Annotated in this window: 28 protein-coding genes; 13 read left to right on the top strand and 15 right to left on the bottom strand. The window is 58.8% G+C overall.

Annotation, left to right across the window (positions count from 1 at the left end; translation table 11 throughout):
* The first annotated feature begins 97 nt into the window (after positions 1 to 97).
* From infC to pheT, 6 genes are all read left to right on the top strand, one after another.
* A complete protein-coding gene (gene infC, locus FHW77_RS10715) occupies positions 98 to 634 on the top strand; it encodes a translation initiation factor IF-3 (protein WP_004439353.1) in 537 nt (178 codons plus the stop codon).
* 184 nt (positions 635 to 818) lie between these two features.
* The gene (rpmI, locus tag FHW77_RS10710; RefSeq protein ID WP_003493355.1) at positions 819 to 1,022 is read left to right on the top strand and encodes a 50S ribosomal protein L35; all 204 of its coding nucleotides are present in this window, start codon (positions 819 to 821) and stop codon (positions 1,020 to 1,022) included.
* A gap of 40 nt (positions 1,023 to 1,062) precedes the next feature.
* Positions 1,063 to 1,467, top strand: coding sequence for a 50S ribosomal protein L20 (gene rplT / locus FHW77_RS10705; RefSeq protein WP_003493358.1), 405 nt, complete (start codon positions 1,063 to 1,065; stop codon positions 1,465 to 1,467).
* A gap of 162 nt (positions 1,468 to 1,629) precedes the next feature.
* On the top strand, positions 1,630 to 2,508 hold the full coding sequence (locus tag FHW77_RS10700; RefSeq protein ID WP_004439364.1) for a lipopolysaccharide kinase InaA family protein: 879 nt from the start codon (positions 1,630 to 1,632) through the stop codon (positions 2,506 to 2,508).
* The gene (gene pheS, locus FHW77_RS10695) at positions 2,501 to 3,583 is read left to right on the top strand and encodes a phenylalanine--tRNA ligase subunit alpha (RefSeq protein WP_004439367.1); all 1,083 of its coding nucleotides are present in this window, start codon (positions 2,501 to 2,503) and stop codon (positions 3,581 to 3,583) included. Before FHW77_RS10700 ends, pheS begins: the two co-directional genes overlap by 8 nt.
* 24 nt (positions 3,584 to 3,607) lie before the next feature.
* Positions 3,608 to 6,031, top strand: a complete 2,424-nt coding sequence (gene pheT, locus FHW77_RS10690) for a phenylalanine--tRNA ligase subunit beta (RefSeq protein WP_004439370.1) — start codon at positions 3,608 to 3,610, stop codon at positions 6,029 to 6,031.
* 53 nt (positions 6,032 to 6,084) lie between these two features.
* Here pheT and FHW77_RS10685 read toward each other — a convergent pair whose 3' ends face one another.
* Positions 6,085 to 7,086, bottom strand: coding sequence for an aldo/keto reductase (locus tag FHW77_RS10685; protein WP_044459966.1), 1,002 nt, complete (start codon positions 7,084 to 7,086; stop codon positions 6,085 to 6,087).
* A 116-nt stretch (positions 7,087 to 7,202) separates the two neighbouring features.
* Here FHW77_RS10685 and FHW77_RS10680 point away from each other — a divergent pair, with 116 nt between their 5' ends.
* Complete coding sequence (locus FHW77_RS10680; protein ID WP_004439376.1) at positions 7,203 to 8,093, top strand: LysR family transcriptional regulator; 891 nt, start codon at positions 7,203 to 7,205, stop codon at positions 8,091 to 8,093.
* On the opposite strand, the gene FHW77_RS10675 is transcribed toward FHW77_RS10680, so the two are convergent.
* From FHW77_RS10675 to FHW77_RS10660, 4 genes are all read right to left on the bottom strand, one after another.
* The gene (locus tag FHW77_RS10675; RefSeq protein WP_004439379.1) at positions 8,094 to 8,537 is read right to left on the bottom strand and encodes a GNAT family N-acetyltransferase; all 444 of its coding nucleotides are present in this window, start codon (positions 8,535 to 8,537) and stop codon (positions 8,094 to 8,096) included. It lies immediately after the preceding gene.
* Positions 8,538 to 9,488 (bottom strand): aldo/keto reductase, encoded by a 951-nt coding sequence (locus tag FHW77_RS10670; protein ID WP_004439382.1) that lies wholly within the window; start codon positions 9,486 to 9,488, stop codon positions 8,538 to 8,540. It abuts the gene before it with no gap.
* A 107-nt stretch (positions 9,489 to 9,595) separates the two neighbouring features.
* The gene (locus FHW77_RS10665) at positions 9,596 to 10,579 is read right to left on the bottom strand and encodes a GlxA family transcriptional regulator (RefSeq protein ID WP_004439384.1); all 984 of its coding nucleotides are present in this window, start codon (positions 10,577 to 10,579) and stop codon (positions 9,596 to 9,598) included.
* The gene (locus FHW77_RS10660) at positions 10,579 to 11,139 is read right to left on the bottom strand and encodes an isochorismatase family protein (protein ID WP_004439387.1); all 561 of its coding nucleotides are present in this window, start codon (positions 11,137 to 11,139) and stop codon (positions 10,579 to 10,581) included. Before FHW77_RS10660 ends, FHW77_RS10665 begins: the two co-directional genes overlap by 1 nt.
* Before the next feature lie 178 nt (positions 11,140 to 11,317).
* Here FHW77_RS10660 and FHW77_RS10655 point away from each other — a divergent pair, with 178 nt between their 5' ends.
* Positions 11,318 to 12,301, top strand: a complete 984-nt coding sequence (locus tag FHW77_RS10655; protein ID WP_004439390.1) for a Gfo/Idh/MocA family protein — start codon at positions 11,318 to 11,320, stop codon at positions 12,299 to 12,301.
* Here the strand turns inward: FHW77_RS10655 and FHW77_RS10650 are convergent.
* Both FHW77_RS10650 and FHW77_RS10645 read right to left on the bottom strand, forming a co-directional pair.
* Positions 12,298 to 12,669: a hypothetical protein gene (locus FHW77_RS10650; protein WP_004439392.1), complete on the bottom strand. Its 372-nt coding sequence runs from the start codon at positions 12,667 to 12,669 to the stop codon at positions 12,298 to 12,300. The genes FHW77_RS10655 and FHW77_RS10650 overlap by 4 nt on opposite strands.
* 13 nt (positions 12,670 to 12,682) lie before the next feature.
* Complete coding sequence (locus FHW77_RS10645) at positions 12,683 to 12,925, bottom strand: hypothetical protein (protein ID WP_004439396.1); 243 nt, start codon at positions 12,923 to 12,925, stop codon at positions 12,683 to 12,685.
* A gap of 188 nt (positions 12,926 to 13,113) precedes the next feature.
* Here FHW77_RS10645 and xseA point away from each other — a divergent pair, with 188 nt between their 5' ends.
* The gene (gene xseA / locus FHW77_RS10640; protein ID WP_004439401.1) at positions 13,114 to 14,712 is read left to right on the top strand and encodes an exodeoxyribonuclease VII large subunit; all 1,599 of its coding nucleotides are present in this window, start codon (positions 13,114 to 13,116) and stop codon (positions 14,710 to 14,712) included.
* On the opposite strand, the gene FHW77_RS10635 is transcribed toward xseA, so the two are convergent.
* From FHW77_RS10635 to FHW77_RS10625, 3 genes are all read right to left on the bottom strand, one after another.
* Positions 14,713 to 15,915 carry a mandelate racemase/muconate lactonizing enzyme family protein gene (locus tag FHW77_RS10635; RefSeq protein ID WP_004439403.1) on the bottom strand — a complete coding sequence of 401 codons (1,203 nt, stop codon included), beginning with the start codon at positions 15,913 to 15,915 and terminating at the stop codon, positions 14,713 to 14,715.
* 54 nt (positions 15,916 to 15,969) lie between these two features.
* Positions 15,970 to 16,677, bottom strand: coding sequence for a FadR/GntR family transcriptional regulator (locus tag FHW77_RS10630; RefSeq protein ID WP_004439405.1), 708 nt, complete (start codon positions 16,675 to 16,677; stop codon positions 15,970 to 15,972).
* Between the two features lie 104 nt (positions 16,678 to 16,781).
* Positions 16,782 to 17,282 carry a MarR family winged helix-turn-helix transcriptional regulator gene (locus FHW77_RS10625; RefSeq protein WP_006699719.1) on the bottom strand — a complete coding sequence of 167 codons (501 nt, stop codon included), beginning with the start codon at positions 17,280 to 17,282 and terminating at the stop codon, positions 16,782 to 16,784.
* An 81-nt stretch (positions 17,283 to 17,363) separates the two neighbouring features.
* Between FHW77_RS10625 and pecM the strand changes: the two genes are divergently transcribed.
* Positions 17,364 to 18,227, top strand: a complete 864-nt coding sequence (gene pecM, locus FHW77_RS10620; RefSeq protein ID WP_004439411.1) for a 4-hydroxybenzaldehyde efflux transporter PecM — start codon at positions 17,364 to 17,366, stop codon at positions 18,225 to 18,227.
* A gap of 6 nt (positions 18,228 to 18,233) precedes the next feature.
* On the opposite strand, the gene FHW77_RS10615 is transcribed toward pecM, so the two are convergent.
* The 3 genes from FHW77_RS10615 to FHW77_RS10605 form a co-directional block, all read right to left on the bottom strand.
* Positions 18,234 to 19,472: an aminopeptidase gene (locus tag FHW77_RS10615; protein ID WP_004439414.1), complete on the bottom strand. Its 1,239-nt coding sequence runs from the start codon at positions 19,470 to 19,472 to the stop codon at positions 18,234 to 18,236.
* A gap of 87 nt (positions 19,473 to 19,559) precedes the next feature.
* On the bottom strand, positions 19,560 to 20,036 hold the full coding sequence (gene ybaK / locus FHW77_RS10610; RefSeq protein WP_004439416.1) for a Cys-tRNA(Pro) deacylase: 477 nt from the start codon (positions 20,034 to 20,036) through the stop codon (positions 19,560 to 19,562).
* 12 nt (positions 20,037 to 20,048) lie between these two features.
* On the bottom strand, positions 20,049 to 20,396 hold the full coding sequence (locus tag FHW77_RS10605; RefSeq protein WP_004439419.1) for an ArsC family reductase: 348 nt from the start codon (positions 20,394 to 20,396) through the stop codon (positions 20,049 to 20,051).
* Positions 20,397 to 20,630: 234 nt separating this feature from the next.
* Here FHW77_RS10605 and FHW77_RS10600 point away from each other — a divergent pair, with 234 nt between their 5' ends.
* Positions 20,631 to 20,798, top strand: coding sequence for a hypothetical protein (locus tag FHW77_RS10600; protein WP_003503889.1), 168 nt, complete (start codon positions 20,631 to 20,633; stop codon positions 20,796 to 20,798).
* Positions 20,799 to 20,967: 169 nt separating this feature from the next.
* On the opposite strand, the gene FHW77_RS10595 is transcribed toward FHW77_RS10600, so the two are convergent.
* On the bottom strand, positions 20,968 to 21,684 hold the full coding sequence (locus tag FHW77_RS10595; RefSeq protein WP_004439423.1) for a 2'-5' RNA ligase family protein: 717 nt from the start codon (positions 21,682 to 21,684) through the stop codon (positions 20,968 to 20,970).
* Positions 21,685 to 22,101: 417 nt separating this feature from the next.
* Here FHW77_RS10595 and FHW77_RS10590 point away from each other — a divergent pair, with 417 nt between their 5' ends.
* Together FHW77_RS10590 and FHW77_RS10585 are read left to right on the top strand one after the other, a co-directional pair.
* Positions 22,102 to 22,680, top strand: coding sequence for a TetR/AcrR family transcriptional regulator (locus FHW77_RS10590; RefSeq protein WP_004439427.1), 579 nt, complete (start codon positions 22,102 to 22,104; stop codon positions 22,678 to 22,680).
* A gap of 139 nt (positions 22,681 to 22,819) precedes the next feature.
* Positions 22,820 to 23,308 carry a hypothetical protein gene (locus FHW77_RS10585; protein WP_004439429.1) on the top strand — a complete coding sequence of 163 codons (489 nt, stop codon included), beginning with the start codon at positions 22,820 to 22,822 and terminating at the stop codon, positions 23,306 to 23,308.
* A 70-nt stretch (positions 23,309 to 23,378) separates the two neighbouring features.
* Here the strand turns inward: FHW77_RS10585 and guaA are convergent, their stop codons facing one another.
* A complete protein-coding gene (gene guaA, locus FHW77_RS10580) occupies positions 23,379 to 24,956 on the bottom strand; it encodes a glutamine-hydrolyzing GMP synthase (RefSeq protein WP_004439432.1) in 1,578 nt (525 codons plus the stop codon).
* Positions 24,957 to 24,976: the final 20 nt, after the last annotated feature.

Below are 24,976 nucleotides of genomic sequence, written 5' to 3'. Positions count from 1 at the left end.
TTGACTTCGCCACGGCAATAACGACATTTCCGCCGCTTGTACCAAACAAGCTGTTTTTTGCCGACGTGATCCAGAAACAGATCAGGAGAATACGACCATTCGCAGACCTTTCAAAGCCGATGCCCCCGTCAAGGAGGGGCCGCGCTCCAACCGGGAAATTCGGGTTCCCAGAGTTCAGCTTATTGATGAAGAGGGCCAGAACCTCGGTAGCATGCCGACGGATCAGGCATTGAAACTGGCGGAGGAGGCCGGTCTCGATCTCGTTGAGATTTCGCCGAACGCTGAACCGCCGGTGTGCAAGATCCTCGATCTCGGCAAACTGAAATACGCGACCCAGAAAAAGGCCGCTGAAGCGCGCAAGAAACAGAAGATCGTCGAAGTCAAAGAAATCAAGATGCGCCCTAACATCGACACGCATGATTATGACGTGAAGATGAAGGCGATGGGCCGTTTCTTTGAAGATGGCGACAAGGTGAAGGTGACGCTGAAGTTCCGTGGCCGTGAAATGGCCCACCAGGAACTGGGCATGAAGCTTCTTCTTCAGGTGAAGGAGGACACTCAGGCGATTGCCAAGGTGGAGGCCGAGCCGAAGCTTGAAGGCCGTCAGATGATGATGGTTCTCGCGCCGAAATAATTTATACCGCCACAGAACTGGCGGAATGAGCCGCACGGGGAAGTTCGCTTTCCCCGTTGCGCTTTTAACCGACTGCGGTTATAAGCGCGCGTCCGAACGGTCCGGCAGGGCATGCCGAGGCCGTTCCTGAATAGCTTGAAATAGGCCTCGTCTGCCTGTTTCGATACAAAAACGGAGTAGCAAAATGCCCAAGATGAAGACGAAGTCCGCTGCAAAGAAGCGGTTCAAGATCACTGCAACCGGCAAGGTTGTTGCAGCCGCCGCCGGTAAGCGCCACGGCATGATCAAGCGTACCAACAAGTTCATTCGCGACGCGCGTGGAACCATGGTTCTCGCCGAAGCTGACGGCAAGAAGGTCGTCAAGAACTACCTGCCGAACGGTCTCTGAGACTTTTCCGCATTTTTGGACACTTTAAGGAGATCATGACATGGCACGCGTAAAACGTGGCGTAACTTCCCGCGCCAAGCACACCAAGACACTCAAGGCAGCCAAGGGTTTCTACGGCCGCCGCAAGAACACCATCCGCGCAGCAAAGGCTGCCGTGGATCGTTCCAAGCAGTACGCTTACCGCGACCGCAAGGTCAACAAGCGTAACTTCCGCGCTCTTTGGATCCAGCGTATCAACGCTGCTGTCCGCGAATTCGGCCTCACCTATGGCCGCTTCATCGACGGCCTGAACAAGGCTGGCATCGAAGTGGACCGCAAGGTTCTGTCCGACATGGCTATCCATGAGCCGGCAGCATTCGGCGCGCTCGTCGAAGCAGCGAAGAAGGCGCTTGAGTACCTCAAGGATGCTGGTACGGCCAACGAGTTTGAAACCGCTGTAAAGTAATTACGGCGCGGACAATCTGTTGTTCATTTGAACCCGCGTCGGGCAACCGGCGCGGGTTTTTTCTTTTCAGCTGCCATACATTTCTATCGGCGTTTTTTAATTTAGAAATTTAGAAGACTTGGAGTATTCACGCCGTTTGAAGCGAAACCTTTGGTGGACGAAATGCAGGTCAATAAAAGTGAGGTTGTGGAAGCGGAAGGTTTCCGCGTTCATCTCGACGACGATGACATCGCAACCGTGATGCGTGTCCTCCTGAAAAGTGACCGTCGCATTCAGAAGGTTGAACTCTCGCAGCTGACGGTGTGGATCAAACGGCAGGGCACGGAGCGTGTGACGTGGTGGATGAAAATTCAGAAGCTGCTGTCAAAACTCCTGCCCTACGCTTTTCTTCGCCCTTCCGAACCGCGTGATGGCGCGGGCCTCATGCAGCGGGAACTCGAAACCTTGCAGCAGTTCCAGCAGCGCGGCTTCCCGGTTCCGCCGCTGATCTACTCATCCCGCACGGCCGTGGTGCTGGGAGATGTAGGCCCGACGCTCATGGAGCGCATGGATGCCCTGAAGGCCTCCGATCCGATCGAGCATGACGCCCTGCTTGTTAAATCCGCAGAAGCACTTGGCGAGCTGCATGCCGCAGGCCTCTGCCACGGCCGCCCGCATGTACGAGACTTCTTCTTGAAGGATGGCCGTATCGGTTTCATGGATTTCGAGGAGCGCCCTCAGGATGTCATGCCGCTGGAAACGGCGCAGGCTCGTGATATCTGGCTGCTGTTTCTGCAGGTGGCCACGCGCGCCAATGATGCCCCCAAAACCCGCGACGCCGCCTTTTCGCGCTGGCTCGAAAATGCTCCACCCCGCGCACTGGAAGAATTAACCCGCTTGACCCGCACTCTCGGGCGTTTTTTACCGCTTGCCCGGTTGATCGGGCGCGTGCGGATGGGTAGTGATCTGCGACGCTTTATCATGGCGACCGACTATCTGATGAATGCTGTGAACACCGACGCCGCTGTTAAAAAATCCGGCAAGGCAGGAAAAGATGACTGAACTTGATACCTTGAAATCGCAATTGATGTCGGAGATCGCCGCCGCTGCCGATGAACCGGCCATCGAAGCCGTGCGCGTCTCCGCGCTTGGCAAGAAGGGCTCGGTTTCGGAGCTTCTGAAGACGCTTGGCAGCATGAGCCCGGAGGAGCGCCAGACCCGCGGCGCCGCCATTAATCAGCTCAAGACCGAAATTACCGACCTTATCGGCGAGCGCAAGAACGCGCTGAAAGACGCCGCCATCGCCGCGCGTCTCAAGGCCGAAACGGTGGACGTCAGCCTGCCCGTCCGCCAGTCTCCGGCAGAGCGCGGCCGCATTCATCCCATCAGTCAGATCGTCGACGAAATCACTGCCATCTTCGCGGATATGGGTTTCTCCATCGCCGAAGGTCCTGACATCGAGACTGACTATTACAACTTCACGGCGCTGAACTTCCCGGAAGGCCATCCGGCCCGCGAGATGCACGATACCTTCTTCTTCCAGCCGGACGAAAAAGGCGAGCGTAAGGTGCTGCGCACCCACACCTCACCGGTGCAGATCCGCACCATGGAGAGCCAGAAGCCGCCGATCCGCATCGTCATCCCCGGCAAGACTTATCGCCAGGATTCCGATGCCACCCATTCGCCGATGTTCCATCAGGTCGAAGGTCTTGTCATCGACAAGAAGGCGCATGTCGGCAATCTGCGCTGGATTCTTGAGGAGTTCTGCAAGGCCTTCTTCGAGGTCGACAGCGTCGTCATGCGCTTCCGCCCGTCCTTCTTCCCGTTCACGGAGCCAAGCTTCGAGGTGGATATCCAGTGCGACCGTTCCGGCCCCATCGTCAAGTTCGGCGAGGGCAAGGACTGGATGGAAATTCTCGGCTGCGGCATGGTGCACCCAAACGTGCTGCGCGCCGGCGGGCTGGATCCGGATGAATATCAGGGCTTTGCCTGGGGCATGGGTCTCGACCGCATCGCCATGCTTAAATACGGCATGCCCGATCTGCGCGATTTCTTCAACGCCGATGTCCGCTGGATGAACCACTACGGGTTCCGCCCGCTCGACATGCCGACGCTGTTCGGCGGTCTGAGCGTTTAATCCGGTTAGCCAAGGAGCAAAGACATGAAATTCACTCTTTCCTGGCTGAAAGAGCATCTCGATACCGATGCGACGCTGGACGAGATTTGCGAGCGGTTGACGGCGATTGGCCTTGAGGTCGAGGATGTTGACGACAAGGCGGCCTACAAGCCCTTCGTCATTGCCAAGGTGGTTTCCGCTGAAAAGCACCCGGAGGCCGACCGCCTGAAAGTGCTGATGGTCGATGCCGGTGACGGCAAGCCGGTGCAGATCGTCTGCGGTGCACCGAATGCGCGCGCTGGCCTCGTCGGTGCGCTCGCACGTCCCGGCACCTATGTCCCGGGCATCGATGTCACGCTCGCCATCGGGAAGATTCGCGGTGTGGAAAGCCATGGCATGATGTGCTCCGAAAAGGAGCTCAACATTTCCGACGATCACGACGGCATCATTGACCTGCCGGCGGATGCGCCCGTCGGTACTTCCTTCGCATCATATGCCGGCCTCGATGATCCTGTCATCGAGATCAATCTCACGCCCAATCGTCCGGACTGCACCTCGATCTACGGCATTGCGCGTGATCTCGCGGCCTCCGGTCTCGGCAAGCTGAAGACAAAGCCTGCACCCTCCTTCAAGGTGGAAGGCGCAACGCCCGTCGATGTGAAGCTGGAACTGGACGATCCCGCCCTCTGCCCTGGCTTCTCGCTACGCATCGTGCGCGGTGTGAAGAACGGCCCCAGCCCGAAATGGATGCGGCAGCGTCTTCTGGCGATCGGCCTGCGTCCGATCAATGCGCTTGTTGATATCACCAACTACATGACCTTCGATCAGGGCCGGCCGATGCACGTCTTCGACGCCGCCAAGGTCAAGGGTGATCTGACCGTTCGCCGCGCAAAGGAGGGTGAGACGATCCTCGCGCTCGATCAGCGTGAATATAAGCTCGGCCCGAACAATGTCGTCATCGCCGATGAAAAGGGCCTCGAGTCTATCGGCGGCGTGATGGGTGGCGAACATTCCGGCTGCGACGAAAACACCGTCGACGTGCTGATCGAATCCGCCCTCTGGGACCCGATCAACATTGCCAAGACCGGCCGTTCGCTCGGCATCATCACCGATGCGCGCTACCGTTTCGAGCGCGGTGTCGATCCGGAATACATGGTTCCGGGCCTGGAGCGGACCACCGAACTGGTTCTGGAGCTCTGCGGCGGCGTTGCCGGCGAAGCCAGGGTCGTTGGTTACAAGGGATATCAGCCCAAGGTCGTGGATTTCCCGCTTGCGGAAGTGAAGCGGCTGACGGGGCTCGAAGTCTCGGCTGAAGAGAGCCTGGCCATCCTCAAGGGCCTGGGTTTTGGGGTCGAGGGAACGGGCGAGCGCGTATCCGTCACTGTGCCGTCCTGGCGCCCGGATGTCGACGGCAAGGCTGATCTGGTTGAAGAGGTCATGCGCATTCATGGCGTTGACAATATCAAACCCGAGCCGCTGGAAAGCTTCGGTGCCGTCAACGGTCGCATCCTGACCACGCTGCAGGTCCGCACGCGCACCGCGCGCCGTGCGCTGGCAAGCCGCGGCATGCTGGAGGCCGTCACTTGGTCCTTCATCCCGGAAGCGCAGGCGAAGCTATTCGGCGGCGGCTCGCCGGCGCTGAAGCTCGCCAACCCGATTGCGGCCGATATGTCAGATATGCGGCCCTCGCTGCTGCCGGGCCTGCTGACCGCCGCACAGCGCAATGCCGACAAGGGCTATGGTGACGTCGCAATCTTCGAGGTCTCCGGCACCTATGAAGGCGACACGCCTGATACGCAGCGCCGTGTTGCTGGCGGTGTTCGCCGTGGCACGGCCTCGCTCGCTGGCAGCGGCCGCATGTGGTCCAATGCGTCCAAGGGCGGCGGCAAGCCCGTGGATGTCTACGACGCAAAGGCGGATGCACTGACGGTGCTGGAAGCCTGCGGCCTCCCCATGGCCAATGTCCAGATCGAGGCCGGCGGGCCTGCCTGGTATCATCCCGGCCGCTCCGGCACCATCAAGATGGGCCCGAAGGTCGTGCTTGGTTACTTCGGTGAATTCCATCCGAAAACACTGTCCGAGCTGGATGTGTCGGGTGTCTATTGCGGTTTCGAGATTTATCTCGACGCCATGCAGGAGCCGAAGAAGAAAGCCACCCGCACCAAGCCTGCGCTCGAACTCTCCCCCTTCCAGGCGGTCAAGCGCGACTTCGCCTTCGTGGTTGACAAGGCCGTAGAGGCGGGGGCGATCATCAAGGCGGCAACGAGCGCTGATCGCAAACTGATCACAGGCGTCAATGTCTTCGATATTTTCGAAGGCGCATCGCTCGGAGAAAACCGCAAGTCGGTCGCCATCGAAGTGCAGATTCAACCGGTCGACAAAACTCTGACCGATGAGGATTTCGAAGCCTTGACGGCCAAGATCGTCGGCAATGTCGAGAAATCGACAGGCGGCGTTCTGCGCGCCTGACGTCGGATAACAGATTGAAAAAAGCCGCGGCAACCACCGCGGCTTTTTGTTTTTTAACGATTGGCCATCTGTGACATGCGTTCGGGATAACGTTCGCCCGCAACCTTGGACGGAGCCAGCAACGCGCCAAGGCTTTCGACTTCTTCCGGCGTCAGGGACACATCAGCGGCCGCGACGTTTTTCTCCAGATTGGCAATCTTCGTGGTGCCCGGGATCGGTACGATGAAATCCCCCTGCGCCAACACCCAGGCCAATGCCAGTTGCCCGGCAGTCACACCCTTTTCGGCAGCCATGTCTTCCAGAAGTCTGACCAGCGCCAGGTTCGCGTCGAAGTTTTCACCCTGGAAACGCGGCAGGCCACGCCGGAAATCATCGGCCGCAAGTCCGTCCAGCGATTTCAGCGCTCCGGTCAGCGCACCGCGCCCAAGCGGGCTGAACGGTACGAAACCGATGCCAAGCTCACGGCAGGTATCCAGCACGCCATTTTCTTCCGGGTCGCGGGTCCACAGCGAGTACTCGCTCTGAATGGCGGCAATCGGGTGGGTGGCGTGGGCTTTTCGAAGCGTTTCGGCACTGGCTTCGGAAAGGCCGAGATGTTTTACCTTGCCCTGCTTCACCAGTTCCGCCATCGCCCCCACAGTTTCTTCGATTGGCACATCGGGGTCGACACGGTGCTGGTAAAAGAGGTCGATGGCGTCAACGTCGAGGCGCTTGAGGGAGGCTTCGGCGACGGCACGAACATTTTCCGGTCGACCGTCCGTTCCCACCATCATCTGGCCCGCGGGTTTGCTGCCATCAATCTTGAAGCCGAACTTGGTGGCAATCACCACCCTGTCACGATAAGGCTTCAGGCCCTTGCCGAGGAGAATTTCGTTCGTGTAGGGCCCATAAACTTCCGCCGTATCGAAAAATGTAACGCCGAGGTCAACAGCGCGATGCAGCGTCGCGATCGCACTGCTTTCATCGCCCGTCGGGCTATAGGCATGGGTCATTCCCATGCAACCGAGGCCGAGCGCCGATACGGTCAGATTGTCTCCAAGGGTTCTGCTTTTCATCTGTTCGTCCTTCCATAAGGAACCGCCCGTCATCAGGGCGTGATGGGAACATAGCGAATGAGAGCAGGAAAAATAATCGCTGCAAATCCGCGTGGGTTGTTCTATAATTTAGAACAATGAACCGTGTGCAACTCTCCCAACTGGCCGTTCTCTCCGCCGTTGCCGAAGGCCGGAGCTTTCGCAAGGCGGCTGCCGAACTCGGCATTGCCCCTTCCGCCGTCAGCCATGCGGTCTCGTCGCTGGAGGCGAGCCTGGGCCTGCGGCTACTTCACCGTACCACCCGCAGCGTTTCTCCGACAGAGGAAGGAAAGCGGCTTCTCGAAACCTTGGGTCCGGCGCTTGCCGATATCGACGCCGTCATCGATACCCTTGCCGAACAGGGCGGTCGACCCGCAGGTCCTTTGCGCATCACTCTCCCCAGACTTGCCGCTGAAGATCTTATTGTGCCCCGGCTGGGGGAATTCCTGCGGCTCTATCCCGAAATCTCCCTCGAAATTTCGACCGATGATCGCTTTGAAGATATTGTCGCAAAAGGTTTCGATGCCGGGCTTCGTCTCGGGGAACATCTCGATGCAGATATGATCGCCGTGAAAGCGAGCGGGGCCTGGCGTGGCGCGATTGTCGGCGCACCGTCCTATTTTGCGGAAAATCCGCCTCCCCGTGATCCGAGGGACCTCATCCGGCATCGCTGCATCCGCCGGCGTTTTGCGAGTGGATTGATCTATCGCTGGGAGCTGGAGAAAAATGGCAAAGCGCTTGTGGTCGACGTTCAGGGGCCGCTGATCCTGTCGGACCAGAGTCTCATTCGCCGGGCGGCGATAGACGGTGCAGGGCTTGCCTTCGTTTTTGAACAGCGTGTCGAAGACGATATAAGGGAGGGCAGGCTGATCCGCGTTCTCGAGGATTGGTGCGCGCCGTTTGATGGATTTTACATCTATTACCCCTCGCGCCGGCAGATGCGTCCGGCGCTGAGGGCCTTCGTGGATTTCTTCCGCTTCCGGGGGTGATCAGAAGGTGATGCGATAGCGGATATGGCCGTCGTTTTTCACGTAGCTGTCGTAGAGCTTCTGGGCGCGGTGATTGTCCTCGCCGGTGTTCCAGTAAAGCCTGGACCAGCCCTTTTCCTTGCAGATAGCGATAAGGTCGTCCATCAGCGCCCGGCCCGTCCCCTTACCGCGGATTTCGCCATCGACAAAAAGGTCTTCCAGATAGCAGTCAGGCGTTTTCACCCAAGTGGAATCATGGAAGTGGTGAATGGCGAAACCGGCCATGCGGTCGCCAAGCATTGCCACCCGCATCGAAACGCGGGAGGCGGGGTCGAGAATGCGCTCCCATGTATGGTCGGTTACCTCGTCGGCAAGATCGACATCGTAAAAGGCGAGATAGTCGTTCCACAGGCGCAGCCATTCCGCCCGGTCAGCCGGCTGCGCATCGCGAATTACAAGCTCCATTTATGCACCCGCCTTGTCGAGAAGCGTCATCATCTCATCCGTCAGGTTCAACTCGACGGCGCGTTTGAAGCTTTCGAGCTGGGACAGGCTGGTGGCGCTGGCGATGGGCGCGGTTATCGCCTTCTTTCTCAACAGCCAGGCCAGCGCAATATCTGCAAGCTTGGCCCCCGTTTCGACTGCCACCGCATCCATGGCCCCCAGAACGGCAAGGCCACGGGCATTGACATATTCGCCCACGCGATAGCTGCGGGCGACGCCCTCTGTATCGGCCTTGGCACGATATTTCCCGGTCAGAAAGCCGGCCGCTAGGCTGTAATAATTGATGACGCCAATCTCTTCCTTCTGGCAAAGCTCGGCAAGCGGGCCTTCGAAATCCTTGCGGTTATAGAGATTGTATTCCGGCTGCAGCACGTCGTAACGCGGAAGATTATTTTTTGCTGCCGTGTCCAGCGCATCCTGAAGCTGGCCCGCGGAATAGTTGGAGCAGCCTATGGCGCGAATTTTTCCCTGTTCCCTCAGTTTTGCGAAAGCGGCAAGTGTTTCTTCCAGCGGCACGTCGGCATCCGGCTTATGCGCGAGGTAAAGGTCGATATAATCAGTCTGAAGCCGCTTCAGCGAAGCTTCGACCGCTTCGGCGATCCACTTGGCACTGAGACCGGTCTTCTGGCCGCGATTGTCGAAACCCACCTTGGTGACGATCACCGCGTCCTCGCGCCTGACGCCGGATTGCTTCAGCCACTTGCCGATGATGGCCTCGGATTCACCGCCCACATGCCCATCCACCCAAGCGGAATAGACATCTGCGGTGTCGATGGCGTTGAACCCCGCATCAAAAAAGGCGTCAAGCAGGGCAAAGGACGTCTTTTCATCCGCTGTCCAGCCAAACACGTTGCCGCCGAAGACGATGGGGGCGATGGAGAGGCCGGTGCGGCCGAGGCTTCGTTTTTCCACGGGGAATGCTCCTGTTGCTGTCTTATCGCAAGGTTAGCAACTGCCCGCCGGCATAACCATTCAATTCCTTTGATGGCAATCATCAGGCTGCGGGAGGTCCGAGATTATCAGGCGTGAAAGCCGCGATAGTGGCTGGGCGGATACCGGTTATGCTGCTGCCAGACCCGCCGCAAATGCCGCGCGGAGGCAAAACCCGCCCGTTCGGCAATGGCCTCCATATCAAGGCGGCTGTTTGCGAGAATATCACGGGCGAGGTTGACCCGCATCAGGTTGACATAATCGATGACGCTGATGCCGGCATGCTCGCGAAACAGACGTGAGAGATGCCTTTCGCTGAGCGCGGCGATATCCGCTAGCCGCTCCAGCGACCAGTCCTGCGCCGGTTCGGCCATTACGCGGTCCTGCACCCGGTGAATGGCGGGATGGATGTGGTTGCGGCCTGTGAGCCAGGGGGAGATTTGCGGATCGTTACCGCTACGCCTGAGATAAACCACCATGGTTTTGGCGATGCGTGCCGCAACCGCAGGCGATGTCAGCCGGGAGACCACATGCAGCATCAGGTCGATGCCGGTGGAAATACCGGCGCTGGAGAAACGGTTGCCGTCCTCGACGAAAAGGCGGTTTTCGGCCACCTGTGACAATGGCGCAATGCGGCGTAGCCCCTCTATACAGTCGGCATGGGTCGTGCAGTTGCGGCCGTCGAAAAGGCCCGCTTCGCCCGCCAGAAGCGCGCCGGAGCAAATGGAAATCACCGTGGTGTCGGGACGCACTGCACGGCGCAGCCATGTCGCCAGCGCCTGCCGCTCACGCTGCGTCTCCGGATCACTGTCAAAGCGTGATGTGCTCCCGGAGATCAGTAGAAGAGCATTTTCCGGCAACCTCGCCGGCAAGCTCTCAAGCCGGGCAAGCGCAAGGCCAATGGAAGTTTGTTGTTCGTCGCTCGCAGCAATGTACCGGCAGTCAAAATGAATGTCGCGCTGTTCCCCGTTGGCATAACGGATCACCTCAAGCGGGCCGGCTATATCGAGCAACAGCGCATGTGGCGGCACAAGCGTATAAAAGGGAATGACGCGGGTGCCGCCCTCATCCATCAGGCGGCCTCTTTGATGGTTGCAAGCACGTCGCTGACAGTTGCGATGCGCGCGAAGCGGCCAGCCAGCACCAGTTCGGTTCGCTTGCGGATATCTTCCGCACTGAAAACGGTGCCGGAAGCATGTGTCATCGGGAAAGTCAGCGTCGCTTCGCTGACGTAGTCGACTTTGTAACCAAGATCGGAAGCGTGCCGGGTGGTGGTTTCGCAGCATTGCTCGGTACGGATGCCGGAGACGATCAATCGGTTGATGCCCTTCTCAGTCAGCCAGATTTCAAGACCGGTGCCGGCAAAGGCCGAATGGCGGTTCTTGTGAAAGGTGACATCTGGGGTAATTCTTACGCCCTCAAGTGCACGGATGTAACCGCTGTCTTTTGAGAAGGCCTTGTCACCATCGACATGGAAGATCTGCACAATGGGAATACCAGCGGCTTTGGCGCCATCGATGAGCGCCTGCTGTTTCTCAAGATAAAGCGTGAGGCCGCTTTCATCAAAGTAAGGGGCGTGACGAAAGGATTCCTGAACGTCGATGACAAGCAGCGCGGTGTTGGAAGAGGACATTTCACGGTTCTCCGTTGGGTTCATATCTAGCATCATTTCCCTTTTGATGTACGTATAAAAGCAGCCAGACCGACAATGACCGGACAGATCCGGCCATTCTTTATCAGTAGCGCTGCCGCGGCTTGCCAGAGTGTGTGGCGGTGCTAAGTTTCCAGGAATGACAGAACGGGAGAACGGAATGCTGCGCTTCGGAATAATCTCAACGGCGAAAATCGCTCAGGACCACGTTATTCCGGCAATACAGGATGCACAGAACTGTGTGGTCAGCGCCATCGCCAGCCGCGATCCTGCCAAAGCGCGCGCGGTGGCCGATCGCTTTTCAGTGCCCTACGCTTTCGGCTCCTATGAAGAAATGCTGGCTTCTGATGTCATCGATGCGGTTTATATTCCGCTTCCCACCTCGCAGCATGTGGAATGGACCGTCAGGGCGGCTGATGCCGGCAAGCATGTTCTTTGCGAAAAGCCGATTTCATTAAAGGCCGAGGAGATAGACGCCCTTATCGCCGCGCGCGACCGTAACGGCGTTATCGTATCCGAGGCCTTCATGGTGGCCTACGCTCCGGTCTGGGCGAAAGTGAAAGAACTGCTGGCTTCGGGCGCAATTGGTTCGCTGAAACATGTGCAGGGCGCTTTCACCTACTTCAACCGCGATCCCGGTAATATGCGTAATATTCCCGAACTGGGCGGCGGCGCCCTGCCGGATATCGGCGTCTACCCGACGATCGTGACGCGTTTTGTCACCGGTGCGGAACCAAAACGTGTGCAAGCGACCGTCGAACGCGACAGTGAATTCGGCACGGATATCTACGCTAGCGTCAGGGCCGATTTTGGCGGTTTTGAACTGAGCTTCTATCTGGCGACACAACTCGCCTCCCGCCAGCTCATGGTCTTCCATGGCACGGACGGTTACATCGAGGTAAAGTCGCCTTTCAACGCCAATCGGTGGGGTGCGGAAGAGATCGAGTTAACCAATCAGACCCATAACGCCTCGCAAATCTTCCGGTTTCAGGACAGCCGTCAGTACAAGCTGGAAGCGGAGGCCTTTGCCCGTGCGGCGAAAGGTGAGGGCGACGTCGTCACGTTGGAAAGCTCAAGGAAGAACCAGCTTTTCATCGACGCCATTTACCGGGCGGCGGAAAAGGACGGCTGGGAAACGGTTTAGTCTCGCTCTTGCCGTTGCCTTTGAAGCCGCCAATAGCCGTAAAGCGCCAGCACCAGTGCCGCGAATGCTGAAAAGACAAGTGTCACAAGCGGTTGCACCAGGGGGTTGCGCCATTGCAGCAGCGCAAAAAGCCCGACGCTGACACTACGTGAGGTGAAAGTTACGGCGTTCATCAAAAAACCGTTCGGCCTAACTGATGCCTCAGCATTGACCCGGTTCAGCCGCCAGCTTGTTGCGAGACCCGTTGCCGCGCCGGGCACGCGGGCGACGAGCGGATCAACGCCGAGATAGAGCATAAGCAGGCAGGTAACGATGATGTCGGCGGCCAGCCCGCAAATCTCGGTAAGGGCAAAGCGCGGAAGCCTCAAGGCCGGGGGACTTTTAGAGGGTTGGCTGAGTGGAACGCGGGCGCTGCAGCACGAGAAGGCTGATAACGACACCGACGACACCGAAATTGTAACCGGCGAGTGCCAGAAGCAGCGACATCAGCGGTACGGCCGTGGGAGAAAGTGCAATCGCCACGCCATAGGCACCGATAATCATCATGCAGATGAAAACGATGCTGAAAACCGAACGTAACGCAACTGCGGTTACGCCAAGCAATGTGGCGGTAAGAAAAATCATGATGCCGCCTCCTCTTTGGTTGCCGGGCCTGGGACAGACGTAACGCCGTCTTCCCTAACGAACCCTTGTTTTCTCCTCCATTCCCCATTTTCCTAACTCGGTAGTTGAGGATATGGTTTCATCGCGGTTAAAAAAGCGCTGGCCGGCGCTGGCATTTCCGAATCGACGGCTTTTGGTTACAAACAGGCATGAGCGATATCTTCTCCCACGCCGCATTGAGCAATCTTGCCGAATTCTCGGTCTCCGAACTGTCGGGCTCCATCAAACGCACGGTGGAGACGGCGTTCGAACAGGTGCGGGTGCGGGGCGAAATTTCTGGTTATCGTGGGCCGCATTCGTCAGGACACGCCTATTTCTCACTGAAGGATGATCGTGCCCGCATCGATGCGGTGATCTGGAAGGGCACCTTCTCGCGGCTGAAATTCCGCCCGGAAGAGGGCATGGAAGTCATCGCCACCGGCAAGATCACCACCTTTCCCGGTTCCTCGAAATACCAGATCGTCATCGAAAACCTTGAGCCCGCCGGCGCCGGCGCGCTGATGGCGCTTTTGGAGGATCGCCGCCGGCGGCTGGCGGCGGAAGGGCTGTTCGATCCGGCCCGCAAGCGCCGCCTGCCTTTCATGCCGCGCGTCATTGGGGTTGTGACCTCGCCGACGGGCGCGGTCATCCGCGATATTCTCCACCGCATTTCGGATCGTTTCCCGGTCCATGTCGTCGTCTGGCCGGTCAAAGTGCAGGGCGAAGGCTCGGGTGAGGAGGTGGCGAACGCCATTCGCGGCTTCAACGCGCTTCAGCCCGGCGGCGAGATTGCCCGCCCCGATGTAATGATCGTTGCGCGCGGCGGCGGCAGCCTCGAAGACCTCTGGAGCTTCAATGACGAAATCGTCGTGCGCGCCGCTGCCGAGAGCGAAATCCCGCTGATTTCCGCCGTCGGACACGAGACCGATACGACATTGATCGATTATGCCGCCGACGTGCGCGCCCCGACGCCGACGGGAGCCGCCGAAATGGCGGTGCCGGTGCGGGCGGAACTCGAAGCGCAGCTGTCGGGCCTCGCTGCCCGCCTTTCCGGTTCGGTCTTGCGGCAGATGGACAATCGCCGTCAAGGTGTGCGTGCGCTGGTGCGCGCGCTGCCTTCGCTTGATCAGCTTCTTGCTTTGCCGCGCCGCCGGTTCGACGAAGCCGCGAGCGGTCTCGGTCGCGGATTGGAAATAACAGCCCTCAACAAGCGCCGTGCCTTCGAACGTTCTGCCTCGGGTCTCAGGCCGGAAACCCTGTTGAACGGTCTCAAACACCACAGGCAGCGGATCACCGAACGCATGCACCGGGCCGAGACCCTGGTGGAACGCCGCCTGTTGCAGGGGCAGGGCCGCGTTGATGCTTTCGATTCCGCGTTGCGTTCGCTCCCCGCCCGACTTCTCGGCCAACTGGAGCGGCAGAAGGAACGCGTCGTCACCGCGTCTCGTCGCGCCGATACCGCCGTGTTGCATCGCATGGCGCAGAACCGTTCCGGTCTCGCCGCCCATGATCGTATCCTGCAATCGCTGTCCTATAAGAACGTGCTGAATCGCGGTTATGCGGTGATCCGCGATGATGAGAACCGGCCGCTGACTCGCGCGGCGGCTATCGCGTCAGGCGCTGTTGTCTCTATGGAATTTGCTGACGGTCGCGTCTCCGCCATCACAACGGGAGAGGGGACGCCGTCCCCGGATACGCCCGTCGCGTTGAAAAAGAAGCCGGTCAAACCGGCTTCTTCGGACCCTGGCAACCAGGGCAGCCTGTTCTGATCAGATCGATGCCGCATCTGAAAAACGGCGGCTGACGGTGAAGGTCTTTTCGATATCGGGATGCAGCTCCATGCCGAGGCCAGCGCCTGGCGGCACTGTGATCATGCCGTTCTTCACTTCCGGCAATGCGGTCACGAGATCGCGATACCAGGTCTTGTAGAAGGCACGCACGCTTTCCTGCACCAGCGCATTCGGCGCATTGAGCGACAGATGTGTGGAGGCGCAGAGCACCACCGGCCCGGTGCAATCATGCGGGGCGACCGGCAGATGCCAGGCTTCCGCCATCGAGGCAATCTTGCGCGCTTCGGAAATCCCGCCGCACCAGCTGATATCAAGCATCACCACACCGGCAGCACCTGTCTCGAGCAGGTCGCGGAAGGCCCAGCGGGAGCCCAGCGTTTCGGACGCGGAAATCGGTGCGGGCGAAACAGCGGCATATCGCGTCAGGCTGGAAAGGCTGTCCATCTTGATCGGGTCTTCATGCCAGAAGGTCTGGTATGGCGTGAGCGCCTTGGCGATCTGCATGGCGGGCAGAAGCTGCCACATGGAGTGAAACTCCACCATGATATCCATCTTGTCGCCCACCGCTTTGCGGATTTTTTCAAACGGCTCAAGCGCAGTCTTCAGGTCCGGCATCGAGATATATTGCCCGCGCGTCTTCTCCGCCGCTGCATCGAAAGGCCAGATCTTCATGGCCGTGATGCCGTCTTCCAGCAGCGAATGGGCAAGCTCGTCCGCGCGATGCAGGAAGCCGTTCAAATCGTCATAATCCTTGCCACCGGAGAGGCCGTAATTGGCCGTCTGCTGGCCGGTGGCTTTCTTGATATATTCCGTGCCCGCGCAGGTATTGTAGGTGCGGATTTCCTTGCGGCTGAAACCACCGAGCAGCTGGGCTATCGGCTGGTTGGTGGCCTTGCCGAAAATATCCCAAAGCGCAATATCGAATGCCGAATTGCCGCGCACTTCCGCACCGGATGAGCGGAAGCCGAGATAACCGACGAGATCCTGCGCCAGAAGGTCGATCTGCAGCGGATCGCGGCCGATGACCCTGGGTGCAATATATTCATGCACATAGGTCTCCACCGTCTCGGCGCCATAAAAGGTTTCGCCAAGCCCGGTAATGCCTTCATCCGTATGGACCAGAACCCAGAGCAGGTTTGCCCGTTCCGCCACGCGGACGGTCTCGAGTTTGGTGATTTTCATGAAGTGTCTCCTCCAGAGGCAGTCAGTTTCCGTCTGGGACGGCGTTGAAAAAAATCAGGCGATGCCGGCCGCCAGAAGCGCGTGAACGCTTTCATCGAAATGACGCGCCATCAGCGTTGAAGCGGTTTGCGGGTCACCGGCGGCAATGGCCTGTCCGATGGCGATGTGAAGTTCGCCTGCAGCATGTCGCTGTGCATCGGATGTGCGGCTTTTCCAGCCGATCGGCCACGTCTGGCGCGTTACATTCTGAAAGGCGCCGAGAATGAGTTCAAAAACCGGGTTCTTGGAGGCTCTTGCAACAGCAAGGTGAAAAGCCAGATCATGTTCCATGACCTTGTCATTGTCGCCAAAGTCCCGCTCCATGTTGTTGGCATGGTCGAGAATGGTGAGCGCTTCCGCATCCGTTCTTCTGAGCGCCGCGAGCGTCACGGTTCTGACCTCGATCGTGCGGCGCACATCGTAGATCTGCTGAATGTTGATCTGCTCAGTGTGAATGCCATGTTCGAACATCAGCGACATCGCACCATGATCCAGCGTCGCTACCGTAGCGCGTTTGCCGGCGCTGACATCGATCAGCCGCATGGCCGATAGGGACCGGAAGGCCTCACGGACGACGGTGCGGGAAACGCCGAGCTGCTGCGAGAGCGAAAGTTCGCTCGGGAGCTTGGCGCCGGGCGCAAGTTCGTTTTCGCGGATATGACGCGTGATCGCGCCAATCGTGCTGCTGACGAGACCGGATTCATGCGAAATGGCACTTAACATTTTTCCTCCAACCTGTAGTACAGGTTTAGGGAAAATTGCTTACAGGATTTTTCGGCGCGAAACAAGCGGCATCACGGAGCATTATGTTTGCCAGGCGGAAATGCCTACGCTTCGAAATCCCGCAAGAACCGTTTCAACAGCTGGTTCAGCGTCGTGCGCTCTTCCTCGCTCAGACTGGAGACCAGGCGCTGCTGGTTCTCGACATGTGCACCGACCGCTTCCTCGACAATGGAAAATCCCGGTTGTGTTAACGATATCAAGACGCTGCGCCGGTCGTCGGGATTATGTATGCGCTTCACAAACCCAGCTTTTTCGAGCTGGTCGATGCGGTTGGTCATGGTGCCGGAGCTTACCATTGTCATCGCCAGCAGATCGCCGGGGGAAAGCCGGTAGGGTGATCCGGAACGCCGTAATGTCGCGAGAACATCGAAAGCGGAGGAGGAAAGTCCGTGCTTCAGCAGCACGGTCTCCACCTCTCGCGCTAGATGGGTGGTGAGACGGTTCAGGCGCCCCAGCAGCGCCATGGGTTCGACATCGAGATCGGGCCGCTCCCTGCGCCATTGCGCCAGAATGTGATCGACACGGTCAAGTGGTTCTTTGCTCATCATCAAGGCATAACAATTAGTATCTTGACGTCAAGATAAAATCACTTAGGATGCATTTGTCTTGATATAGAGATTCTTGAAATGAAGAAAAACACAGGCTATGCCGCCGATGTGCTGACGACTGCCCTTGCTCCCGCTATTTGGGGCACGACCTATTTCGTCACGACCGAGCTTTTGCCTCATGGATACCCTCTGCATGTCGCCATGCTGCGCGCATTGCCGGCTGGCGTGTTGCTGCTGCTTTTCGTGAGAAAACTGCCAAACGGTGTCTGGTGGCCGCGCAGCCTCATTCTGGGGGCACTGAATTTCTCGTTCTTCTGGGCGTTGCTTTTCGTTTCGGCCTATCGGCTGCCCGGCGGCGTGGCGGCAACGGTGGGCGCGGTCCAGCCCCTGATCGTGATTGGCCTTTCCCGGCTGTTTCTCGCGACACCGGTCCGGCCGCTGGCTATCGCGGCCGGTTTTCTGGGTATTGTCGGTGTGGCGCTTCTGGTTCTGGCGCCGGGGGCTGCGATGGATGGTATCGGCGTGGCGGCAGGCCTTGCCGGTGCCGTGTCCATGGCTTTTGGAACAGTGCTGACCCGCAAATGGCGTCCGCCGGTGTCGAACCTGACGTTTACCGCCTGGCAACTGACAGCCGGTGGTATCCTGCTGCTGCCGGTCGCGTATTTTTTTGAACCCGCACTGCCGACGCCGACAGCCGCCAATATTCTCGGCATGGCCTATCTGGGTCTTATTGGCGCTGCCTTGACCTATTTTCTGTGGTTTCGCGGCCTTGCCCGCATCGAACCTTCCGCCGCCGCATCGCTTGGTTTTCTAAGCCCGGTCGTTGCAACCCTGCTCGGCTGGCTGGCGCTCGGCCAAAGCCTCACGCCAGCGCAGATCGCAGGTTTCGTTGCGGTGCTCTTCAGCATCTGGCTCAGTCAGCGCAGCCAGTTGCCGAGATAGGTGTCGTCAGGCCCATTCGCCCTTGCGCATGACAGGAACCGTGGAGCCATCCGGCCTCACGCCGTCAATATCCACCTTGTCGGAGCCGATCATCCAGTCGATGTGGATCAGGCTGGAATTGCCGCCCTGCGCCTTGATCTGATCCTGCGACAGCGACGCGCCGTCGAGGAAGCACTTCGAATAGCACTGACCGAGCGCGATGTGGCACGAGGCATTTTCATCGAACAGCGTGTTGTAGAACAGGATGCCGCTTGCCGAAATCGGCGAGGAATGCGGCACCAGCGCCACTTCACCGAGACGCCGCGCGCCTTCGTCAGTGTCGAGGACCTTGTTCAATACGGCTTCGCCCTTCGAAGCCTTGGCTTCGACGATACGTCCACCCTCGAACTTTACCTGGATATCGTCGATCAGCGTTCCCTGATGCGACAGGGGCTTGGTGCTGGAGACGTAACCGTCGACCCGCAACGCGTGCGGTGTCGTGAACACTTCTTCGGTCGGGATATTGGGGTTGCAGGTGACCCCATTCTTGGCGGTGGAGGCGCCGCCATGCCATTCGTGGCCGTCCGCCAGGCCGATCTTCACATCCGTGCCAGGGCCGGTGAAATGCAGTGAAGCGAAACGTTCGCCATTCAGCCACGCCGAGCGCTTGGCAAGGTTGGCATTGTGCTCAGCCCATGCGGCGACCGGATCAGCCAGATCCACCCGCGAGGCAGCGAAGATGGCCTCGGCTAGCCTGCGGACGGCTTCGTCTTCCGTCACGTCGGGAAACACCTGCTTTGCCCAGGAGGGGTTCGGATAGGAGATGATGTTCCAGTTGATGTCGAAGTTGGAAATCTTCTCCAGCGCCGGCTTATAGGCGGTGGAGTTTGCTTTATTGGCGCGGGCAACCTTGGCGGGGTCCTGTTCGGCCAGCAGCATGGGGTTATCGCCGGCAATTGCCAGCCGCGCCGCGCCGTTCGAATAGGCCTCTGCCATGCCATCATAAAGCCAGCCGGAAGCCCGGTCGAAATTGGCGTCGCTCGCATGGCGATAGCGGGCAAGCGTGGTTTCTTCGTCGGAGTAAAAGGTGGTAACCAGTCCGCCGCCCGCCATATAGGCATGTTTTGTCAGCAATCGCACCAGCGGCAGCGCTGCCAGCGGCGCGGTAATCACCAGATCCTGATCCTTCTGCAATTGCAGACCGACCTTGATGGCGACTTCGGCCAGTTTTTCGAGTTTGACGGGATCGATGGGGGAAACAGTCATGATCTGCCTTCGTCTATTTCAATCGGAGGCGCCGACCATAGCCCATTCCTCCTGAAAGCCAAACGCTTTCAGGCGCGCCCCTGCGCCTCAATCGGCGACCAGCGGTGCGGCAATGGCCTTCAGTGCCGTTTGGGCATCTCGGGGAGAAAGCCTCACCTGCAAGCCGCGCTGCCCACCATTCATGTAGACATAATCATGCGTCATCGCTTCGGCCTCGATGGCCGTAGGCACCTGCTTCTTCTGCCCGAAAGGGCTGATGCCGCCGACATGGTAACCGGTGGCACGCTCGGCATCGGCAGGTTTCATCATGCTGGCGGATTTGCCTCCGAAAGCGGCCGCAAGCCTCTTCATGCTGACCTCACGATCCGAAGGGACGACGACACAGACCGGCTTGCCGTCCAGCTCCGCCATCAGCGTTTTCAGCACCAGATGCGGTGGCTCGCCGATCGCCTCGGCCGCCTGCAGGCCAATGCGGTCTGCATTCGGGTCGTAATCATAGGTAACGGTGGTGAAGGCGACGCCCGCCTTGTTCAGCATCTGGGTGGCGCGGGTTGTTTTGGACATGGCAGATTGCAGTCACGCAAAAAGAGTCTGGTAGGTTTCAGGCTTGAAACCGACGGTTATCTTGCCCTTCGCCTCCAGCACCGGACGCTTGATCATAGAGGGCTGCTCCAGCATCAGTGCAATGGCCTTCTCGCGGCTCAGGCCAGCCTTCTGGCCGTCATCGAGTTTTTTGAAGGTCGTACCGGCGCGGTTGAGAACCATTTCCCAGCCCGCGGCATCGCACCATGTCTCCAGATGGGCGCGGTCAATGCCCGAGGCCTTGTAGTCATGGAAAGAATAGTCGACGCCATGGGTTTCCAGCCAGCTTCTGGCCTTCTTCATCGTGTCGCAGTTCTTGATGCCGTAAATGATGATCGTCATGCTGCCAGCCTCTTTGTGTTCAAGCTTTCCGGCATAACAAAATATCCGCCTTATTCAACCCGCCGGCTGAGGCGCCCTGCGTCCTTTTGAAGACGCCAAGCCTGAGCCATGCGAAATCGCAATGGCTGATATCCGAACGAGCGCGAGCAAAGCTGCATGGCTTCCCTGCTACATCATGAGTTGTAGAACGGTGCGGAAATGCCCATTATCTGGGCATCAAAGATGGAGAGAAAAATGCGGCAGGTTGCAAAGACATCGCGTAACTTCTTCGGTGAAACTTTCGCCGTTCTCGGTGCAGCGCTCTCGGTTTCGGCCGCTGTTCGCGCGCATCGCAAGCCCGCCCGTGCCGATCTCGAAGCCCTCGGCATCGATGGCAAGGCTTTCGACAAGGTTCAGCTCTAAGCTGGTTATCGTTCCCGGCGAGGCGGCACCGCCTCGCTCGCGCCGGATACCGGAACACCTGGTTCTCGGCGGGCGCTACAAACTGCGCTTTTGTTGGCGCATCCTCTGCGTCTAACAGCAGTTTGGCAGCTAATGCTAGGCATGTATGCCGTGCTTTTTCACGTAAGCGTTATCGTGCCGCCATCTTGTGCGCCGACCGCTTCTGCGGCCTGAATATTTTTTCCGGCAGATATAATTGACTTTCCGGCTGCTCATAGCGGTCCGCTTTCGCCGAAAGCGGGAAGCGCCCGAGAGATTCGTGCCGCGTCTCTCCATTATGGCTGAAGATGAGTTCGAAGCTGCCCGCCAGCCAGCTATATGGTTTTTCAACAGGCATGATATCGATTTTCCCGCAGCCATAGACCACGGTGAGATGCGGCGTGAACGACGATGCGGCAACAAAGGGCAGATTGGCCCGCCAAAGCGCGCGCTGCACCATCTTCGCCAATGCTCTGAGCTCCAGCATCTCGCGGCGGCTGCTTAGCGCCAGACAGCTGCGATTGCCGAAAAGCGAGCTGCCATCGAATGTAATCGGAACGGGACGCGCCCTTATTTCCCCCAGTGCCGCCTTCAGCCGGTTTGCGAAACTGCGAGGCACGGTGTCGAAACACCCGACGCAAAGGAGGGTGATATGAAGAAGCTCGGCTGGATGGGCCGCCCGCTTCGTCCGCCCGGCGGCATGGCACGATGCATCGGTGAAAATTCTTTCCGCCAAGGCCACCGGCGGCTTCAGCACGATCAAGACCTTGTTGCCAAATCGCGGATTGACCCGTCGCTGCTTCTCCAGATCGAAGCCTTCGAGGAAAAGCTGCCCTGACCCTCCATTATCCGTCAACTCGAAACTCACGACGATGCTCCACGGCCTTTGCTCAAGGCCGCAATATTATCATCGCCGAGGAAAATTGGAAGAACAAAAAGCGAACAAAACTTCACCATATGCCGGGCAATATCCGATACGGACTTTCGCTAACGCAATCCGTATAACCCGGCAACTCGGTCTAGGGCAGACGATCTTCCCAGCTGGTCCGCAGGACCAGCAATCCGCTAGCCAAGGTGGCGGGAAGCAGGGCCAACCAACAAGCCAATGCGAGTGATATGTCGATGGGGCCAGGCAATGACGGGGCAACGGCTGAGGGCATGCCTTTCTTTTATGGTTCTCCGCCTGTGATCGTCGGGGTCGATCCTCGTCCGGATCCCATCGCCGGGGCTTATTCACTGCGAAGAACGTGTTTGACATTCTACCTACTAGTTGGTAGGTAAAGGCATGAAAAGCTCTAAAACCAAAGCCGATGACATTCTCCAGTGCGCCCGGACCCTGATTGTGAGAGGGGGCTATAATAGTTTTAGCTATGCCGATATTTCCCATGTAGTCGGCATTCGCAACGCGAGTATCCATCACCATTTTCCCAGCAAGGCGGACTTGGTCGCGAAACTGGTGTCACAGTACAGGCACGAGGCCGAAGCCGGTATCGCCGCGCTGGAGCAGCACATTCCAGATCCGCTGGAGCAGCTTCGCGCCTATATCGGCTATTGGGAGCGCTGCATCGCCGATGCAACCCACCCCTTCTGCGTCTGTGCGCTGCTTGCCGGCGAAATACCGATTCTTCCCGAAGCGGTCGTTCTCGAGGTGCGTGCGCATTTTCGGAGTCTCTCGGACTGGCTTACAGCCGTGCTGGAGCGCGGCGCTTCCCAGGGGCGCCTTGCACTAACCGGCACAGCGCGGGTCAATGCTGAGATGTTCATGGCCACCATGCACGGCGCAATGCTCTCAGCGCGCGCACATGGCGATGCCGCAAGCTTTGGCGCCATAACCCGCCCGATGCTGGAGCGCATCACCGCTTGAACTGCATCTTGCGAGGGGCGTCGACGCATGACCCAAACGAGACCGACCGATCAACTAATGACGCTGCTCTGGCAGACATGCCGGTGACAATCTGCGTTCCGGACCACCCCATCTTTCAGGAAGAGAAAGGCAATTTCGCATGTTCGGTATTTCTTCGCTTGGCTGGATCCACACGCTCGGCAGCCTGCCCGCCATTCCCGCGGCCATTTTCATGTTTACCCGTTACGGTCGCATCGTCCCCCGATCCACGCCCGGGGCAATCTACTTTGTGTCCATGCTGATTGGCGCTGCAACTGTCTTTCTTGTGTCGCATCAGCCAATCAGCTACGTCGTTGGCGTCCTGACCATCCTGTTCCTGCTTGCAGGCTACGGTATCGAACGCGTTCTGGGTTCAACGCGTATCGCCAGATATATTGAAACCATCTGTCTCAGCATTACCGCGTTTCTGTTGATGGTCCCGACGGTGAGTGAAATTCTGCGCCGTGTTCCCGACGGTCATCCGATAGTGACAGACCTGAAATCGCCGCTGCTTCTCGGCGCCCAGGCAGGATTGCTGGCGATCCTCGTGGTCGGCCTGACTGCCCAGATGATCTATCTCATCCGACAAAACAAAAACGCCGCGAACTAGTCGCGGCGTCGTCTTTCTTCCTTAGATACGGTGGCGTTGCGGCAGCAACCTCACCGTATCGAGTATGGTCCTATTCCCATTCGATCGTGCCGGGCGGCTTGCTCGTGACATCGTAGACGACACGGTTGATGCCGCGCACTTCGTTGATGATGCGGGTTGCCGCACGGCCGAGGAAGTTCATGTCGTAGGGATAGAAATCCGCAGTCATGCCGTCCACCGAGGTCACCGCGCGCAGCGCGCAGACGAAGTCATAAGTTCGGTAGTCGCCCATGACGCCAACGGTCTGGACCGGCAGCAGCACGGCGAAAGCCTGCCAGATGGTGTTGTAAAGACCGGCCTTGCGGATCTCGTCGAGGTAGATCGCATCCGCTTTACGCAGAATATCGAGCTTTTCACGGGTAATCGCACCGGGGCATCGGATCGCAAGACCCGGACCGGGGAAGGGATGGCGGCCGATGAAGCTTTCCGGCAGGCCGAGTTCGCGGCCAAGAGCGCGCACTTCATCCTTGAAGAGTTCACGCAGCGGCTCGACGAGCTGCATGTTCATGCGCTCGGGAAGACCGCCGACATTGTGGTGGCTCTTGATGGTCACCGAAGGGCCGCCGGAGAAGGAGACACTTTCGATGACGTCGGGGTAGAGCGTGCCCTGCGCGAGGAAGTTCGGAGCACCCTTGCCATCGGCGGCAATCTTGGCCGCTTCGGCCTCGAAAACCTCGATGAACAGACGGCCGATGGTCTTGCGCTTCACTTCCGGATCGGAAACGCCGGAGAGTTCGCCGAGGAACAGGTCGGATGCGTTCACATGAACAAGCGGAATATTGTAGTGGTCGCGGAACATGCCGACGACCTGTTCGCTTTCCCCAAGCCGCATCAGCCCATGATCGACGTAAACGCAGGTCAGCTGGTCGCCGATAGCCTCATGAATGAGAATAGCTGCAACCGAAGAATCGACGCCGCCTGAAAGTGCACAGAGCACCCGGCCGGTGCCGACCTGCTCGCGGATCTTGCGGATCATCTCGGCGCGATAGGCCGCCATCGTCCAGTCGGATTTCAGACCAACGATCTTGTGCACGAAGTTTGACAGCAGCTTGCCGCCATCGGGCGTATGCACCACTTCCGGATGGAACATGGTGGAGTAATAGTGGCGCTTCTCGTCCGCTGCGATGGCGAACGGTGCGTTTTCGGAGGTTGCGATGACCTCAAAGCCTTCCGGCAGCTTCGTCACGCGGTCGCCATGGCTCATCCACACCGGGTAGCTTTTGCCCTGCTCCCAGAAGCCTTCGAACAGCGGGCTAGCCTTCTTGATGTCGATATCGGCGCGGCCGAATTCCGCCGCATGGCCGCCCTCGACAACGCCGCCGAGCTGTGTGCACAGTGTCTGCTGGCCATAGCAGATGCCGAGGATCGGTACCTTGCTGTCGAACACTGCCTGCGGCGCGCGCGGGCTTCCTTCCGCCGTGACAGATGCGGGGCCGCCGGAGAAGATCACGCCCTTGGGCTGAAGTTTCTCAAACGCCTCTGCGGCATTCTGGAACGGGTGGATTTCGCAATAGACCCCGGCTTCGCGGATGCGGCGCGCAATCAGCTGCGTCACCTGGCTGCCGAAATCGATGATGAGAATGCTGTCGGGATGGGCTATCTGGGTCATGGCGAGCCTTTAAAGAAAAT

This window comes from Agrobacterium sp. RC10-4-1 (genome assembly GCF_014138475.1).
Lineage (GTDB): Bacteria > Pseudomonadota > Alphaproteobacteria > Rhizobiales > Rhizobiaceae > Agrobacterium > Agrobacterium pusense.
This window is presented reverse-complemented; position numbering and strand designations above follow the sequence as displayed.

What these genes read in the sequence shown, in the direction of transcription:
- rpmI (WP_003493355.1), top strand. Translation starts at nt 819, where the DNA reads ATGCCCAAGATGAAGACGAAGTCCGCTGCAAAGAAGCGGTTCAAGATC.
- rplT (WP_003493358.1), top strand. Translation starts at nt 1,063, where the DNA reads ATGGCACGCGTAAAACGTGGCGTAACTTCCCGCGCCAAGCACACCAAG.
- FHW77_RS10700 (WP_004439364.1), top strand. Translation starts at nt 1,630, where the DNA reads ATGCAGGTCAATAAAAGTGAGGTTGTGGAAGCGGAAGGTTTCCGCGTT.
- pheS (WP_004439367.1), top strand. Translation starts at nt 2,501, where the DNA reads ATGACTGAACTTGATACCTTGAAATCGCAATTGATGTCGGAGATCGCC.
- pheT (WP_004439370.1), top strand. Translation starts at nt 3,608, where the DNA reads ATGAAATTCACTCTTTCCTGGCTGAAAGAGCATCTCGATACCGATGCG.
- FHW77_RS10685 (WP_044459966.1), bottom strand. Translation starts at nt 7,086, where the DNA reads ATGAAAAGCAGAACCCTTGGAGACAATCTGACCGTATCGGCGCTCGGC.
- FHW77_RS10680 (WP_004439376.1), top strand. Translation starts at nt 7,203, where the DNA reads ATGAACCGTGTGCAACTCTCCCAACTGGCCGTTCTCTCCGCCGTTGCC.
- FHW77_RS10675 (WP_004439379.1), bottom strand. Translation starts at nt 8,537, where the DNA reads ATGGAGCTTGTAATTCGCGATGCGCAGCCGGCTGACCGGGCGGAATGG.
- FHW77_RS10665 (WP_004439384.1), bottom strand. Translation starts at nt 10,579, where the DNA reads ATGGATGAGGGCGGCACCCGCGTCATTCCCTTTTATACGCTTGTGCCG.
- FHW77_RS10660 (WP_004439387.1), bottom strand. Translation starts at nt 11,139, where the DNA reads ATGTCCTCTTCCAACACCGCGCTGCTTGTCATCGACGTTCAGGAATCC.
- FHW77_RS10655 (WP_004439390.1), top strand. Translation starts at nt 11,318, where the DNA reads ATGCTGCGCTTCGGAATAATCTCAACGGCGAAAATCGCTCAGGACCAC.
- FHW77_RS10645 (WP_004439396.1), bottom strand. Translation starts at nt 12,925, where the DNA reads ATGATTTTTCTTACCGCCACATTGCTTGGCGTAACCGCAGTTGCGTTA.
- xseA (WP_004439401.1), top strand. Translation starts at nt 13,114, where the DNA reads ATGAGCGATATCTTCTCCCACGCCGCATTGAGCAATCTTGCCGAATTC.
- FHW77_RS10635 (WP_004439403.1), bottom strand. Translation starts at nt 15,915, where the DNA reads ATGAAAATCACCAAACTCGAGACCGTCCGCGTGGCGGAACGGGCAAAC.
- FHW77_RS10630 (WP_004439405.1), bottom strand. Translation starts at nt 16,677, where the DNA reads ATGTTAAGTGCCATTTCGCATGAATCCGGTCTCGTCAGCAGCACGATT.
- FHW77_RS10625 (WP_006699719.1), bottom strand. Translation starts at nt 17,282, where the DNA reads ATGAGCAAAGAACCACTTGACCGTGTCGATCACATTCTGGCGCAATGG.
- pecM (WP_004439411.1), top strand. Translation starts at nt 17,364, where the DNA reads ATGAAGAAAAACACAGGCTATGCCGCCGATGTGCTGACGACTGCCCTT.
- FHW77_RS10615 (WP_004439414.1), bottom strand. Translation starts at nt 19,472, where the DNA reads ATGACTGTTTCCCCCATCGATCCCGTCAAACTCGAAAAACTGGCCGAA.
- ybaK (WP_004439416.1), bottom strand. Translation starts at nt 20,036, where the DNA reads ATGTCCAAAACAACCCGCGCCACCCAGATGCTGAACAAGGCGGGCGTC.
- FHW77_RS10605 (WP_004439419.1), bottom strand. Translation starts at nt 20,396, where the DNA reads ATGACGATCATCATTTACGGCATCAAGAACTGCGACACGATGAAGAAG.
- FHW77_RS10600 (WP_003503889.1), top strand. Translation starts at nt 20,631, where the DNA reads ATGCGGCAGGTTGCAAAGACATCGCGTAACTTCTTCGGTGAAACTTTC.
- FHW77_RS10590 (WP_004439427.1), top strand. Translation starts at nt 22,102, where the DNA reads ATGAAAAGCTCTAAAACCAAAGCCGATGACATTCTCCAGTGCGCCCGG.
- FHW77_RS10585 (WP_004439429.1), top strand. Translation starts at nt 22,820, where the DNA reads ATGTTCGGTATTTCTTCGCTTGGCTGGATCCACACGCTCGGCAGCCTG.
- guaA (WP_004439432.1), bottom strand. Translation starts at nt 24,956, where the DNA reads ATGACCCAGATAGCCCATCCCGACAGCATTCTCATCATCGATTTCGGC.